General features: G+C 57.6%; 14 protein-coding genes. 11 read left to right on the forward strand and 3 right to left on the reverse strand.

The window, feature by feature from the left end:
* The 6 genes from ACFFK0_RS22970 to ACFFK0_RS22995 all read left to right on the forward strand — a co-directional run.
* The coding region (locus ACFFK0_RS22970) for an S-layer homology domain-containing protein (RefSeq protein WP_377472700.1) at positions 1 to 1,349 on the forward strand (1,349 nt) is incomplete at its 5' end.
* Positions 1,350 to 1,492: 143 nt separating this feature from the next.
* Entirely contained in the window at positions 1,493 to 2,563 is a 1,071-nt protein-coding gene (locus ACFFK0_RS22975) for a metallophosphoesterase family protein (protein ID WP_377472701.1), read from the forward strand.
* Between the two features lie 255 nt (positions 2,564 to 2,818).
* Positions 2,819 to 4,396: a peptide chain release factor 3 gene (locus ACFFK0_RS22980; RefSeq protein WP_377472702.1), complete on the forward strand. Its 1,578-nt coding sequence runs from the start codon at positions 2,819 to 2,821 to the stop codon at positions 4,394 to 4,396.
* 175 nt (positions 4,397 to 4,571) lie between these two features.
* Positions 4,572 to 5,975, forward strand: a complete 1,404-nt coding sequence (locus tag ACFFK0_RS22985) for a glycosyltransferase family 4 protein (protein ID WP_377472703.1) — start codon at positions 4,572 to 4,574, stop codon at positions 5,973 to 5,975.
* On the forward strand, positions 5,947 to 6,789 hold the full coding sequence (locus ACFFK0_RS22990; RefSeq protein WP_377472704.1) for a YheC/YheD family protein: 843 nt from the start codon (positions 5,947 to 5,949) through the stop codon (positions 6,787 to 6,789). Before ACFFK0_RS22985 ends, ACFFK0_RS22990 begins: the two co-directional genes overlap by 29 nt.
* Before the next feature lie 167 nt (positions 6,790 to 6,956).
* Positions 6,957 to 7,520, forward strand: a complete 564-nt coding sequence (locus ACFFK0_RS22995) for an NAD(P)H-dependent oxidoreductase (RefSeq protein ID WP_377472705.1) — start codon at positions 6,957 to 6,959, stop codon at positions 7,518 to 7,520.
* A gap of 73 nt (positions 7,521 to 7,593) precedes the next feature.
* Here the strand turns inward: ACFFK0_RS22995 and ACFFK0_RS23000 are convergent.
* A protein-coding gene (locus tag ACFFK0_RS23000; RefSeq protein ID WP_377472706.1) for an IS3 family transposase occupies positions 7,594 to 8,945 on the reverse strand; the annotation gives its coding sequence in 2 pieces (ribosomal slippage) (positions 7,594 to 8,552 and positions 8,552 to 8,945; 1,353 coding nt in all).
* A 244-nt stretch (positions 8,946 to 9,189) separates the two neighbouring features.
* Positions 9,190 to 9,483 (reverse strand): Rieske (2Fe-2S) protein, encoded by a 294-nt coding sequence (locus ACFFK0_RS23005; RefSeq protein ID WP_377472708.1) that lies wholly within the window; start codon positions 9,481 to 9,483, stop codon positions 9,190 to 9,192.
* 172 nt (positions 9,484 to 9,655) lie between these two features.
* Here ACFFK0_RS23005 and ACFFK0_RS23010 point away from each other — a divergent pair, with 172 nt between their 5' ends.
* The 5 genes from ACFFK0_RS23010 (at position 9,656) to ACFFK0_RS23030 (ending at position 14,621) form a co-directional block, all read left to right on the forward strand.
* Positions 9,656 to 10,387, forward strand: coding sequence for a ZIP family metal transporter (locus ACFFK0_RS23010; protein ID WP_377472709.1), 732 nt, complete (start codon positions 9,656 to 9,658; stop codon positions 10,385 to 10,387).
* Positions 10,388 to 10,539: 152 nt separating this feature from the next.
* Positions 10,540 to 11,568 carry a LacI family DNA-binding transcriptional regulator gene (locus tag ACFFK0_RS23015; RefSeq protein ID WP_377472710.1) on the forward strand — a complete coding sequence of 343 codons (1,029 nt, stop codon included), beginning with the start codon at positions 10,540 to 10,542 and terminating at the stop codon, positions 11,566 to 11,568.
* Positions 11,569 to 11,602: 34 nt separating this feature from the next.
* Entirely contained in the window at positions 11,603 to 12,763 is a 1,161-nt protein-coding gene (locus ACFFK0_RS23020) for a Gfo/Idh/MocA family protein (protein WP_377472795.1), read from the forward strand.
* A gap of 16 nt (positions 12,764 to 12,779) precedes the next feature.
* A complete protein-coding gene (locus ACFFK0_RS23025) occupies positions 12,780 to 13,508 on the forward strand; it encodes a ThuA domain-containing protein (RefSeq protein WP_377472711.1) in 729 nt (242 codons plus the stop codon).
* A gap of 24 nt (positions 13,509 to 13,532) precedes the next feature.
* On the forward strand, positions 13,533 to 14,621 hold the full coding sequence (locus ACFFK0_RS23030) for a Gfo/Idh/MocA family protein (protein ID WP_377472712.1): 1,089 nt from the start codon (positions 13,533 to 13,535) through the stop codon (positions 14,619 to 14,621).
* Between the two features lie 85 nt (positions 14,622 to 14,706).
* Here ACFFK0_RS23030 and ACFFK0_RS23035 read toward each other — a convergent pair whose 3' ends face one another.
* A complete protein-coding gene (locus tag ACFFK0_RS23035; RefSeq protein ID WP_377472713.1) occupies positions 14,707 to 15,252 on the reverse strand; it encodes a hypothetical protein in 546 nt (181 codons plus the stop codon).
* Positions 15,253 to 15,264 lie beyond the last annotated feature (12 nt).

Here is a 15,264-nt window from a genome sequence, read left to right on the forward strand (position 1 = left end):
CGGACGGCGGAGGCACGACGACGGGCGACGGCACGGACGGCGGAGGCACGACGACGGGCGATAGCACGGACGGCGGAGGCACGACGACGGGCGACAGCACGGACGGCGGAGGCACGACGACGGGCGACGGCTCGACTTCCAGTCAAAGCCCGGGCAGCGAGCCGGCTCCGGCGGCTCCAACACCTGAGAATGATTTTATCGACTCCGCGAAGATGGATGAACTGATCTCCACTCAATTGAGCCATGACAGCAAAATCGTGGTGGAGGCCAAAACGACAGGGGATACCGCTCAAACGATCGTCAATGCAGCCGCATTCGGTAAAATTTCGGCAGCAGCCAAGGATGCAGCACTTGTCATTCAATCCGGGCTGTCGACCGTCTCCGTCTCGGCAGACAGCATGAAGAAGCAGCTGGAGGAGCTGTCCATTGCCCCTGGGCAAGCGAAAATTGCTGTGATCGTTACAAAATCGGCAGCGGCCGTTGAAGCGATTGCGAAAAACGGCGTTCATCTGCTGACAACTCCTGTAACCGTTGAGGTTCAAGTGACGACGGAAGACGGCCGGAAGCTGTCCGTGCAGCCGGCATTGAAGAACAGCCTCGTTCTGCCGGAGACTGCTGCGGGAATATCGACGAAGCATCTCGCGGGTGTCGTTATCGATCCTGTAACGAACGAAATGTTTCCGGTGCCGGTTACCTTTACGGACGAAGGCGGAAAACGCATGGCCAATCTGCCGAACCGGGGGAACCTTGCATATGCGGTCGTAGAGAACGACAAATCGTTTAAGGATGTACCGGCAAGTCATTATGCTAAAGAGAGCATCGATGTACTGGCCTCCAAACTGATCGTTACCGGCGAGAGCAGCGACTTATTCGTGCCGGATCGGAATGTATCGCGTGCGGAGTATGCTACGCTGCTGACACGCGCTCTTGGGATTGTTCCGCAAGCGGAAGCAGACTCGGCATTCCCGGATGTGGCGGCCGACAACGTGCATGCCAGAGCGATTGCTGCTGCAGCGATGGCAGGACTTATTAACGGATATACAGACGGTACCTTCCGGCCGAATGAAGAAATTACCCGGCAGGAAATGGTCCAAATGATATTCAATGCGATGAGAGCAAACGGTTATGCGCAAGAGATCAAATCTGAAGAGAAGCCGCAATGGCTGGCCGCTTTCGGCGATCGCAGCCAAATTCCGGACTGGGCTAGCGATGCGGCGGCGGCAGCCGTTAAAGCGGGCATCATCCAAGGTGTTGCGGCAAATGAATTTGCACCGTCCTACCATGCGGACCGGGCACAAGGAGCGGCCGTCGTACTGCGCATGATGCAGACACTTCAGATCGTCGAGTAATCGGTTCGCCACCCAAACAAGCTGACGCTTGCCTGCCCGCAGGCGTCAGCTTGTTTGTTTTGCAAGTGGATTCCGCTTGGATAAGCGAACCTGAAACGCTATAATGAAGCTACTTCATTATCACTGTGAAAGAGGGGCCCGCCTTGAACCGACGTATGTTTCTCCGACGACTATTAGCGCTTATCGCCTTTGTCGCCGCCGCTGGGGGCGGGCTGGACGCATGGCTTCTTCGCGGCCGGAGCGAGCCTGCCGTGAGGCCCGAGCCGATCGGCAGGCAGCCGGCGCCGCAGCCTGCCGGAGAGTCTGCGCCAAACCACACCGGACCTCTGCTCTCCATGTTCGTTCTCAGCGATCTGCACATTACGCTTAACGACCCGCAAACGTCGCGAAAGCTCAAGCTGGCGATGGAAGATATGAAAGCGTTCGATCAGCCGATCGAGGCGCTCATTATGACCGGTGATCTTACGGATACCGGGACGGAGCGGGATTATAGGGAACTGACGAAAATTATAAGCGGCTACAAGCTGCCTCCTTTCGGCGCTAACATGGGCAATCACGATTACTATACGGTTTGGATCAATAAGCACGACGGCTGGGACAAGGAGAGCTTTCCGAACGGGAAGACGGATGAGCTGTCGCGCCAGCAGTTCCTCAAATTTATGAATTATAAGAAGACGTATAACGAAATGAATGTGAACGGATATACGATTCTGCTGCTGTCCCAGGAGACATATGTGCAGGAGAAGCCGGACGTCGGGGAAGGCGCCTGGTATTCCGACGAGCAGCTGAATTGGCTGAAATCCCGCCTGGCCGAAGTGACGAAGGACGGGAAGCCGGTGTTCATTATGACGCATCAGCCGCTCGCTCCGGCCGGCCAGAAGGGCGGGAGCCATCAGCTGATCCGCAGCACCGAGTTCCGCAGCATCGTGAAGCCGTACAGCAACGTGTTTGTGCTGTGCGGTCACCGCCATCAAGATTTCCGCAACGGAACGAATCATTACGTCCGCGAGACGTTTCATTATTTTCACAACTCGTCCGTCGGCCGGCCGTCCAACCGCAGCTTCCAGCAGGAGGCGAAGGACCGCTCGCAAGGCATGTACATTCAGGTGTACGCCGACAAGGTCGTGCTGCGCGGACGCGAATTCAGCGAGCGGACGTTTATCGATGAAGCGAACTGGTCGATACCGCTCGTCAAGCCGGCGAAGAAAGCGTAAATGGCTTGCCGCTGCGGGCTTTATTTTGATACAATGAAGGTATTGCCCTTGGGATCAAGGGCTTTTGTTCCTGCATCGCAAAGTATGAGCTTCGTTCTATACTCTGGCTGATTCCGCTACGATGGCTTAAAGCTGGAGGCACGACGTTGAGCAACCGGCATTACGTTACACGGCCAGCTTAACGCCGCAAACGCGCCGTCCTTGAGGACGGCGCAAGCGTTTATTCTTGTGCGCATAGCTTACTAACCAAATGAGGTGCTACCATTGTCTACGATAGAGCAAGAAGTCGCCAAACGACGCACGTTTGCGATTATTTCCCACCCTGACGCAGGGAAAACGACGCTCACCGAGAAGCTGCTCCTGTTCGGAGGCGCGATCCGGCTCGCCGGTACGGTTAAAGCGCGGAAGGCCAGCAAGCACGCGACGTCCGACTGGATGGAGATCGAGAAGCAGCGGGGTATCTCGGTTACTTCGTCGGTGATGCAGTTCGATTATAACGGCCATCGGGTCAACATTCTCGATACGCCGGGCCACCAAGACTTCTCCGAGGATACGTACCGGACGCTGACCGCCGCGGACAGCGCGGTGATGCTGATCGACGTTGCGAAGGGCGTCGAGGCGCAGACGAAGAAGCTGTTCCAGGTATGCCGGATGCGCGGCATTCCGATCTTCACCTTCATCAATAAGCTGGACCGCGAAGGCCAGAACCCGTTCGATTTGCTTGAGGAGCTGGAGCAGGTGCTCGGCATCCGCTCGTATCCGATGAATTGGCCGATCGGCATGGGCTCGTCGCTTTGCGGCGTATATGACCGGCAGAAGACGCAGCTGGAGCTGTTCCAGGGCGACGACCATAAGAATATTGAGGTGCGGAAGGTCGAGGACTATAACGATCCGATCGTGAAGGAAGTGGCCGGCGAATTCCTGTACGACCAGCTCGTGCAGGACTTGGAGCTGCTGGACGTTGCGGGCGATCCGTTCGACTTTGATAAAGTGATGCGCGGCGAGCTGACGCCGGTGTTCTTCGGCTCCGCCGTCAACAATTTCGGAGTGCAGACGTTCCTCGAGAACTTCCTGCAGCTGGCGCCGGCGCCTACGCCGCGCAACTCGACGGCAGGCGTCGTCGAGCCGACGAAGCCGGGCTTCTCGGGCTACGTCTTCAAGATTCAAGCCAACATGAACCCGGCGCACCGCGACCGGCTTGCGTTCCTGCGCATCGTCTCGGGCAAGTTCGAGCGCGGCATGACCGTGCGCCACGTCCGTGAAGGCAAGAACATCAAGCTGTCGCAGCCGCAGCAGTTTCTCGCGCAGGACCGGGATATCGTCGAAGAAGCGTTCCCGGGCGACATTATCGGCTTGTTCGACCCTGGCATTTTCCGGATTGGGGACTCGCTTTCCGAGAAGGAGGAGCTGCGCTTCGACGAGCTGCCGACGTTCTCGCCGGAGCTGTTCTGCAAAGTGACGGTCAAGAACGCGCTGAAGCACAAGCAGTACCAGAAGGGTCTCGACCAGCTGACGGAAGAGGGCACGATTCAAATTTTCCGGACGATCGGGTTCGAGGATATTATTCTCGGCGTCGTCGGCCAGCTGCAGTTCGAGGTGTTCGAGTACCGGATGAAAAACGAATACGGCGTCGACATCCAGCTGCAGAAGCTGAACTACCAGTTCGCGCGATGGATTGTCGACGAGAAGGTCGACCCGGGCAAGTTCCGTATCAACTCAACGCTTGTCAAAGACAAGAACGACAACTATGTGGCGCTGTTTGAAAGCGAATATGCGCTGCGCAGTGCGCAAGAAAAAAATCCGACGGCGCAGTTCCTGCCTACGGCTCCGTAATAAAGCGTAAGACAGCCTTCTTTCCAAGCTACCGGCTTGGGGAGAAGGCTGTTTGCGCTCATCGGGTATGCACCCATTTGCGGCAAAATGGACTTGCCGCCGGTAGCCGCTGCCGTACGGCGTACATACAATATCACGTTGAAGTTACGTCAGTGGACCAAGGTAGGGATTCACTATGCATATCGCCATTGTGGCCCCGGAGGCGCTTCCGGTTCCGCCGCTGAAGGGCGGGTCCGTCGAAATATGCATTCACGCCATCGCGCGGCAACTAGCCAAGGAGCATAAGGTAACGGTCATAGGCCGCCGTCATCCCCGGCTTCCCGTGCTGGAGCGAGACGGCCCGGTTACGTACGTCAGGGTGAAGGCGAATTCGTCTGCGGTTTACTTAAAAGCGGTGATTTCCGAACTGAGGAAAGGCTCCTTCGATATGATCCAGGTCGACAATCGGCCCAAGTATGCTGCGGCGATCAAAAAAGCGCTGCCTCATCAAAAAATCGCCTTATTTCTTCATTCCTTAACGTTCGTGACGCCGCCGAGGCTGTCGCCGTCCGCCGCGGCAGCGCTGCTCGGCAAGCCGGATCTGATCATTGCCAACAGCACGTCGCTCTTTGGGGAGCTGAGCAGGAGGTACCCGGTCAGCCGCAAGAAGCTGCGCAAGGTATGGCTGGGTGTTGACGTGGAGCGGTTTCGCAAGCCGACGCCGGAGGAGCGGCGGAAGCTGCGCCGCGAATATCGGGTGAACGGGGCGTATACGGTGCTGTTCGTCGGGCGTGTGATTCCGCGTAAGGGCGTCCCCGTCCTGATCAGGGCGGTCAAGCAGATGCGCAAGCAGGTGCCCGGGGCAAAGCTGATCGTAGCCGGAGGGGGCAAAGCGACGTATGTCGGGAAGCTCAAGCGGCTGGCGGCCCGGTTGGGCGTACCGGTGCGGTTCACCGGTCTGATCTCGCACCGGACGATTCACCGGCTTTATCGTGCCGCGGACTGCTTCGTCTGTCCGTCCCAGAAGCACGAAGCGTTCGGACTCGTGAATGTAGAAGCGATGGCGTCCGGATTGCCGGTGGTCGGCTCGAATATCGGCGGCATCGGAGAAATTGTCGTGAACGGCAAGAACGGCTACCTCGTGGACCGGTTCAGGGAGCCCGGCGAATTTGCCGATTGCCTCGTTCGATTGGCGAAGGAGCCGTCTCTTGCCAAACGCATGTCGGAGCAAGCGCGGAGCGATGCCGTGATGAAGTTCGGCTGGGGGGCTACGGCCCGGAAGCTGGGGATGATTTACGGCAGAGGCTCGATATCGCAGGCGCTGCTTCGGACGCGGGAAGTATCGGCGGCAGGCGAGGATCCCGCCTATGAAGCGAATGCCGGTGCTGAAGATGTGCTGGTTTGGGACGAAGCGTTGTCCGAGCCGGATGGGCAATCGGCGAAGCCCGGCGACGAGCAGGTTGCAACGGTAGCCGGTATATGGGATTCCGCTGTCATGCCGCCGCGGGCGCTTGACCCAAAGCGTGAAGATGAGGGCGGCGAACAAGAGGATGAGCTTCAGGAGGGACATCGTGAAAAAAAAGCGAACGATTCGGTATAGACGTTATGTGCACAGCAAATGGACCAAAACTCGTGCGCTGCTGAACGATGCGGCAGTGAAAGGCTATGTGCCGGCAACGAAACCGCTCACAGCGGCTTCGCTTCGCGAAATGCTGCCGCTCCACCGCATGGTCTACGTAAAGCCGAACATTGGCGCATTCGGCAACGGCGTCATTCGGGTCGAATGGCGTCCTTATACGGAGAAGCCGTATCAATACCAATCCGGGCTAACCCTGCATCGCTTCGACTCGATGGAGGAGCTTAGCCGGTCGCTGCTGGCACATACGGCAGCCAAACGGCCGTACTTGATCCAGCAAGGGATTCATCTGTTGACGTATCGGAAGCATCGCTTCGATATCCGGGTCATGGTCCAGAAGACGGAGAGCGGCAGCTGGCAGACGACTGGCATTATCGGCCGGGTGGCGGATCCGCGCAAAGTCGTCACGAACGTGCACAACGGAGGTACGCTAAAGCCGGTTGAAACGCTGATGGCCCACTACTTGTCAGGCTCAAAGCTGAAACAGTTCATCCAGGAGCTGCGCACGCTGGGGGTCGGAGCCGGGCGGGCGCTGGAAAAGCAATTCCGCGGGATGAAGGAAATCGGCGTCGATGTGGCGGTAGACGAAAACTGCCGGCCTTGGATTCTCGAAGTGAATACGGCGCCGGATCCGTATATTTTCCGTAAACTGAAGGATAAAAGCGTATTCCGCAGAGTGTACCGTCTGTGGCAGCTGCATAAGCCTCCGGTGAAGCTGAAGCCGCTGTCGGCCCGGCACGGACTTGGCAGAGTACTGTCTCCAAAACGGCGTGCATAATGCCGTAAGAAATAGCCTAATCCCGGTCTTTCGCTGCGTAGCGGCTGATAAGCGGATTGGGCTATTTTTCATTCGATCTGAGGCATAGAGGCGGGGTGGAGGCTGCATGTACTTTACTTAATAAACTTTATTTGATAAAGTATATGGCAAGGAGAGTGAATCAAATTATGAACATACTTGTGATTGTCGCGCATCCGAGACTAGGCCAGTCTCGCGTGAACCGGACTTGGGCGGAACGCCTGAAGCAGGTCGACGGGGTTACGGTTCACGATGTATACGCCGCCTATCCGGAAGGAACGATTGACGCGCAGCGGGAGCGGGAACTGCTGCTCGCCCACGATCGAATCGTTGTGCAATATCCGTTCTACTGGTACAGCGCACCCGCTTTCTTCAAGCTGTGGATGGAGGACGTGCTTGAAGCGCAGTGGCTGATGGGAGGCAGAGGGAGGGGACTCGCCGGCAAGGAGCTGATCTTGGCGATCTCCGCCGGTTCGCAGAAGCAAGCTTACCAAGCCGGGGGATTCCAGCAGTATACGGTCAGCGAATTGACGAAGCCGATGCAGGCGATGGCCGGTCTGATCGGGATGACATTCCTGCCAAGCTTCGTATTCTACGGCGCGGCGCATGCCGATGACGAAGCGGTGCGGCAAAGCGCCGACGCTTACGCCGCCCACATCCTGGACCCGAATCTGGACCCGCGCCGGCGCCTGCTTCAGGCCATCAGTGAATAGTGAACAGAAAGAACCTTCACCTCCATGTTCTGAACTGTTACCCGGTTTGTGGACAGAGAAATAAGTCCTCTTGCTAAGCTGCTAAAAGGTGGCTCCTGTATTCATCAGGAGTCATCTTTTTTAAATCCCATTGATATCGGCAAGAGTTATAAAAGTGAATATAATCCTCTAGAAGGTCGCAAAGTTCTTCAAAAGTGAGCGTCGCAGTATCGTCTAACTCATCTTTCATATGACCAAAGAAGGATTCCATTGGGGCATTATCCCAACAGTTCCCTTTGCGGGACATCGATTGTTTAATGCCTGCAGCTTGGACCCGTTTCTGAAAGCTGGGGTGGGTGTAATGCATCCCTTGGTCAGAGTGCAGGATCGCCTCAGGATGAATTCCGTTTAGACGATCAAACAGCTTGTCTAGCGTCCGTTCCACGATAGGCATCTCTAGAGATTTAGAAGTATGGTGAGCCAAGATCTGTTTGGTAGCTCCGTCCTTTACACAAGACAAATAGGCCGTTTGCCCGTTTCCATATGGGATGTAGGTGATATCGGTCAATAGGACCTTCTCCGGCTCCCCCTGGTCAAAATGACGCTTCAGTAGGTTCGGGCAAGTCTTATGCTCCTGAGTAGCCTTAGCCAGCCTTCTATAAGGGTTTGCTTGACGAACCTTCGCCCTAAGCCCATACTTCTCCATAATCCTTCGAATCTTTTTGTGGTTCATAGTTACATGATCATTTTGCTCGAGATGCATCTTTATCACTAGAGCCCCGGCTTTACACTTGAGCTTATTGAAATGATGCTTAATTAGGTCGAGATCCTTCTCATCTGAGAATTCCCTGTGCTGACGTTTCTCTTCTGCGTTCAGCCAGCGATAATATCCGCTTCTACTCACCCCAACAAGTCCGCAGAGATAGCTTGTCATGCCCGTTATCTGGTGTAGACGAATGGTTTGGTTAATTAGCTCAAAGTACGCGGAGGCGCTCAGTTCTTGTTCGGCCTCACCCGCCTTTCTAGATCCTCGAGCTTTTTTAAGAAATCGTTCTCCGCTTCAAGCAGCTTAATTCGCGCCTCAGCACGTTCTAATTGTTCTTGAACGGATAGGTCTTGAGTTGATTTCCGACCTGTAGCTGCCTTACCGCGGCGTTCCTCAAGCAGACCCTTCTCTCCATATTCAGAGTAGGTTGCACGCCACCGTTTTAAACACTCCTGAGGCTTCCGATTACCGATAGTGGATAACAGAAACCCGGCTTCAATGAAAATCTGCTGGGGCGAATTCCCCATCCGATAAGATTCTAATGCTGCGAGTTTAAATTCGGGAGAGTACGTTATCGCCATCTCAGATACATGCAGAACATTTGGATTCGCTTCTAGCTGTCTAATTTCATGCGCCGTAAAACGATGTCTGTTCCGTGGGGACTTATTGCTATCTGTCATATTAGACCTCGCTCCTTTTCAGTAACCCTATTATAAACGCAAAAAACCGGAGGGTGGGCACTTTTTTCAAAGTGTCCACCCTCCGGGTCACAGTTCATTCTGTGGATGTGAAGGTTTTTTGCGAAAAGAGATTTTCCAGCATGGCTGACCGAACTGCGGCGGCAGAGCTCGGAGACCGAGCGTACGCCGGTGCCGCTGGCAGGGTGAGCCCCTCCGAGCTTGAAAGGTGCCCGCCAAGCCTTATTTACGGCAGTATGGCAATCAATGTACCGTCCTCCACAATGACTTCATACATAGCCAGCATGGCGCTCGGTACGTTATGGCAGCGGCCGGTGTCCGTCTCGAACGTCCAGCCGTGCATCGGACAGACAAACTCACCGTCCTCGATATCCACGGTATAACCGGCGTGCGGGCACCTGCGCGAGACGAGCCGATAAGCGCCGTCCTCCTTCATCAGATAATAAGGACGGCGATCGAGCACAATTTCCGCCGGAAAGCTGTCAAATTGATCGGCCGTGCCGATCGTAACCTGGTTCATGACGAAATCCCTCTTTCATATCAATGGTGTCATATTCTCCGTATTGTACCTTTCTTGATAACCGTGGAACAAGCCGCCGGAAATCAACATGTTCACACCTATGAATTTGTTGGTATAATAGGCCATTATAAGCCGTATTATGAAAAGATCCTATACTTCGAGGGTGAGAACGTTGACGACAATGCTTCTCGGCAGTATCCTGTCCGCTTTGTCCACGGGACTCGGCGCCTTGCCGATTCTAGTTATCCGGAAATTCAGTCATAGAGCCAGAGATATGCTGCTTGCATTCGCCGCCGGGATCATGGTCGCCGCATCGACCTACGGCCTTATTCCGCAGGCCCTGAAAGAATCCAATCTGATCGTGCTTACTGTCGGCGTATTGCTCGGAACGTTGATGCTGACATTGCTCGAAAGTACGATCCCGCACCAAGATGTTCCCCACACGGTGGGGGACGTGCAGATCGACCGGCATGCGCTGCTCGTCATCGTTGCCATAACGCTCCACAATTTACCGGAGGGGCTGTCGGTCGGCGTCAGCTACGCTTCCAGCGAGCAAAACCTCGGTGCGCTCGTCGCGGTGGCGATCGGCCTGCAGAACGCTCCGGAAGGACTGCTTGTGGCGCTCTTCCTCGTGACGCAAAACATTCGCAGCTGGACGGCATTCCTGATTGCAGCGGCGACCGGGGCGGTGGAAATCGTCACGGCGCTGCTCGGCTATTATTTGACTTCGTTCTTTTCCGGGCTCGTTCCATACGGTCTGGCATTTGCGGCGGGCTCCATGCTGTTCATCGTGTATAAAGAGCTTATTCCCGAAAGTCACGGACACGGGCATGAACGCCCGGCGACGTTCACGTTCATTATCGGGCTGCTGCTAATGATCGCCATGACGGAGTGGTTCCGCTAGCCGGACCAGCGAGGCGCTCGGCTCCCAAGCCGAAGCGCCTCGCTTCGTCAAGACGAAAATTTCCAGCCGGAGCCTTGACAGGAGATCCGTCACATGTGAAAATGTACGCGTGTACATTAACGGCTACAGTCATCTAGAGAGGGAGGCTTCACGTGGCAACTCGCAAGGAAGTGGCGGAGCTGGCCGGGGTATCGGAGGCGACCGTGTCCCGCGTCTTCAACGATGTCGGGCCGCTGAAGGAGGAAACCAAGCGCAAGGTGCTGGAGGCGGCCCAGCGTCTCGGGTATCACCCGAACGCGATTGCCCAGAGCTTCGCGCTCGGCCGCAGCGGCAACATCGGCGTCGTGCTGCCGCACATGCCGAAGGTGCATCTGTTCTCGGCGTATTATTTTGCCGAGATCTTAAGCGGTATCGGCGAAGCGCTGCGGGAGCAGGGCCGCGATATGCTCGTTCTGCTCCGCTCGCCGGACGAAACGCCCGATTATGCGCAGCTGTACCATTCGCGCAAGGTCGATGCGTGCATCGTGCTCGGCGCGCGTGACGTGCCGCACCAGTTGGAAGCGCTTCGCACGCTGAAGGCGGAAGGAATGCCGTTCTGTCTTGTGAATCAGCGCTACGACGGCGAAGGCTTCTCGTATGTCGACGCCGATCACGTGCAGGGCAGCTACGAGGCAACGAAGCATTTGATCGAGCAGGGCTATCGGCGCGTCGGCTTCATGAACGGTTCGCCCGAATATTCCAATTCGCGCGACCGGCGTCAAGGCTACATCAAGGCGCTGACGGAAGCGGGATTGGAGGCTCCGGAGGGCGGGGAGTTCGGCGGCAATTACAGCCGCAAGAGCGGCTACGCGGCGTCGGCCCATGTCTGGGAGCGGCGCGGGGCGCTGGAGGCTGTCGTCTGCGCCAACGACCGGATGGCGCTCGGCCTGCAGCAAGGGCTTCGCGAGCGGGGCTGGCTTGCCGGCCGCGACATCGCGATCGTCGGCTATGACGACAGCGATGCGGCACGGCTTAGCGACCCGCCGCTCACGAGCGTAGCGGTGCCGTTCTACGAGATGGGAAGGAAGGCGGCGCTGCACCTGCTCGATGCGGCCAAGCGGACCGGCGACGCCGCAGCGGAACCGTTCGCCGAAGTGCTGCTGACCAAGCTTGTGGTGCGCGGGTCTTCTCGGCTTATGTAACATTTTCATAATGAGGAGAGTGTGGACGATGGGGATGCAAGACGTTCGGGTCGGTATGGTCGGTTACAAGTTTATGGGGAAGGCGCACAGTCATGCGTATCGCGACTTGCCGATGTTTTTCCCGCAGGTGCCGAAGCCGGTCATGAAGCTGATCTGCGGCCGCGATGAAGCGGGCGTGAAGCAGGCGGCGGAGCAGTTCGGCTGGGAAGGCTATGTGACCGATTGGCGCGAGCTGCTGCAGCGGGACGATATCGATTTGATCGACATTAACGCACCGAGCGACGCTCATAAGGAAATTGCGATCGCTGCGGCGCGGGCGGGCAAGCATTTGTTCTGCGAGAAGCCGCTGGCGCTGACGCTCGAAGATGCGCGCGAGATGCTCGCCGAGGCCGAAGCCGCAGGCGTCAAGCATATGGTCGGCTTCAACTACCGGTTCGCTCCGGCGGTGCAGCTGGCGAAGAAGCTCGTCGCCGAAGGGCGCCTCGGCCAAATTTATCACTTCCGCGCCTGGTTTCTGCAGGATTGGATCGTCGACCCCGACTTCCCGCTCGTCTGGCGGCTGCAGAAGGAGATCGCCGGCTCGGGCTCGCACGGCGACCTCGGCGCGCATCTGATCGATCTGGCGCACTTCCTTGTCGGCGACATCGATGAGGTGATCGGCATGAGCGAGACGTTCGTCAAAGAGCGCCCGCTGCCGAGCTCGATGACAGGACTTAGCGCGAAGGGAGCCAAGGATGCGCCGCGCGGCCCGGTTACGGTCGACGATGCGACGCTGTTCATGGCCCGATTCTCGAACGGCGCCCTGGGCTCGTTCGAAGCGACCCGCTTTGCGCCAGGCCACCGCTGCACGAACTCGTTTGAAATTAACGGTTCGCTGGGGAGCGTGAAGTTTGATTTCGAACGGATGAACGAGCTGCAAGTGTATTTCACGAGCGACGCGGACGATGTGCAGGGCTTCCGCCGCGTGCTGGCGACCGATCCGGCGCATGCTTATAGCGAAGCGTGGTGGCCGCCGGGCCATACGATCGGCTACGAGCATACGTTCATTCACGAAACGGTCGAGCTGATGAAGGCGCTGGAGGAGAACCGCCAGCCGGCGCCGGATTTCCGCGACGGTGTAAAGTGCCAGGAGGTATTGGAAGCGGTTGACCGTTCCATCGCCGAGCGGCGCTGGGTGAAGACAAGCGAAGTATAAAGGAGCGAGAACAGCGATGGCGAATCGGAAGCAGGCGTTAATCGTATGGGGCGGTTGGCTCGGCCACCAGCCTAAGGAGGTCGCGGACATCTTCCGCGAGGTGCTGGAGGAGGAAGGGTTCGGCGTCGAAGTATCGGATACGCTGGAGGCGTTCGCCGATGCGGAGAAGCTGAAGTCGCTGGACTTGATCGTGCCGGTGTGGACGATGGGAGACATCCGCGGCGAGCTTGTGAACAACGTCTCGGCAGCGGTACAGAGCGGCGTCGGCATCGCGGGCTGTCACGGCGGCATGTGCGATTCGTTCCGCAGCAACGTGGATTGGCAGTTCATGACGGGGGGCCAATGGGTAGCCCATCCCGGCAACGACGGGGTTGAGTATGTTGTGCATATCAAGCACAGCTCCGGCGGATTGCTGGCGGGGATCGAAGATTTCATGGTGAAGACGGAGCAATACTACCTGCACGTCGATCCGGCGAACGAGGTGCTGGCAACGACGCGTTTCCCGCTTGTACAGGGGCCTCACTCGCCGAACGGTCCGGTTGACATGCCTGTCGTTTGGACGAAGCGGTGGGGGGCAGGGCGCGTGTTCTATAATGCGCTCGGCCATCAGGCGAACATTATCGAGCTGGAGCCGGTGAAGCTGATGATGCGGCGCGGCTTCCTGTGGGCGGCGGAAGGCAAAACGGCGGCTGCGGCGGGTCAAGCGAAGACGGCATATTCGGGCATGGCGGACAGTCAATACTAGCGAGCGAAGGGTCGGGCGGCATATATGACTAAAGTAAAAGTGGGCATTATCGGCACAGGCAACATCAGCGGCATCTATTTGAAGAACGGCTCCGTCTACCAAAGCTACGAGGTCGTCGCCTGCGCCGATCTTGACGTGGAACGGGCGAAGGCGAAGGCGGCCGAATACGGCATCCGGGGCTGCTCGGTTGAAGAGCTGCTGGCCGATCCGGACATTGAGCTCGTCATTAACTTGACGATTCCGGCGGCGCATGCGGACGTCTGCTTGCAGGCGCTTGAAGCGGGCAAGCACGTGTACGTGGAGAAGCCGCTGGCGGTTACCCGCGAGCAGGGACGTGCGGTGCTGGAGCTGGCCGAACGCCAAGGGCTGCGCGTCGGCTGCGCGCCGGATACGTTCCTGGGCGGCGGGATTCAGACCTGCATCGAGCTCATTGAGGAAGGGGCAATCGGCACGCCGGTGGCGGCAACCGGCTTTATGATGAGCCGCGGTCACGAGCACTGGCATCCGGACCCGGCATTTTACTACAAAGTCGGCGGCGGACCGATGTTTGATATGGGACCGTACTATATTACGGCGCTGGTCGCCATGCTCGGGCCGATCCGGCGCGTAACCGGCTCCGCCCGCATCACATCGCCGCAGCGGACGATTACCAGCGAGCCGAAGCGCGGACAAACGATCGACGTCGAGGTGCCGACCCATGTCGCCGGGGTGCTCGATTTCGCGTGCGGTCCGATCGCGACGTTAATCACTTCGTTCGATATCACTGCCGGCACTCAGCTGCCGAACCTGGAAATCTACGGAACGAAGGGGACGCTGCGCGTTCCCGATCCGAATACGTTCGGCGGTCCGGTGCTGATCAAGCGTCTGGGCGAGAAGGAGTTCAGCGAGCTGCCGCTGACGCACGGCTATTCCGGCAACAGCCGGGGGGCGGGGGTCGCCGATATGGCGGACGCGATCCGCAGCGGCCGGACCCATCGGGCGAGCGGCGAGCTGGCCTTCCATGTACTCGAGGCGATGCACGGCTTCCATGACGCTTCCGCCGAAGGGAAGCATTACGAGATGACAAGCACCTGCGCGAAGCCGGCTCCGCTTGCGGCTGATGCGAAACTATAGGCACCGGCGGTAAACAAAAGATCCTCTGTCCATTGGAGACAGGGGATCTTTCGTTTTATTATGCTCCGAATCAAGCTGCTTTCCGTTATCCGATCGGGGCCGGAGAAGGGACCGTTACTTCAGGACGGAAGCCGACGATCTGGCAAATGGAATAATAGACTACTTCCGAAGTCGGGTTGTCGGTCGTCGGACGGATGGCGAACGTGCCCTCACCTACGGACTCGAGCACGCCGATTCGATTCAAGGGACTTCCCCCGAAGGCAGGGTCAATAACCTCGATGGTAGTTCCTCGATATCGCAGCAAATTGAGGCGCAGTTCGGTTTCGCACGCATTGTCCGGCTGACTCACATTGACGACGGGAGCAGGAATGACGGCTGGCGCTACGGTGACGTCCGGTGCCTCTACATTGACCTGCGGGACAGGTACGGTAATTGTCGGCCGTCTTACGATGATGCGGCGGTTGACCACGACGCGCGGTTTCACGGCGGCCCGCTTTTTCTTCACAACGAGCTTCTTCTTTTTCTTGCAGAGCGGACGCGGACATACCGGCTTCGGCGTGCAGGCGACTTTGACGGTTGTTGTCTTTTTAATGATTGTGCACTTTTTTTTGCAGTTTGCTTTACGGTTCATGAGGCACCTCCA

The organism is Paenibacillus chartarius, from assembly GCF_042432825.1.
GTDB classification, from domain to species: Bacteria; Bacillota; Bacilli; order Paenibacillales; family NBRC-103111; genus Gordoniibacillus; species Gordoniibacillus chartarius.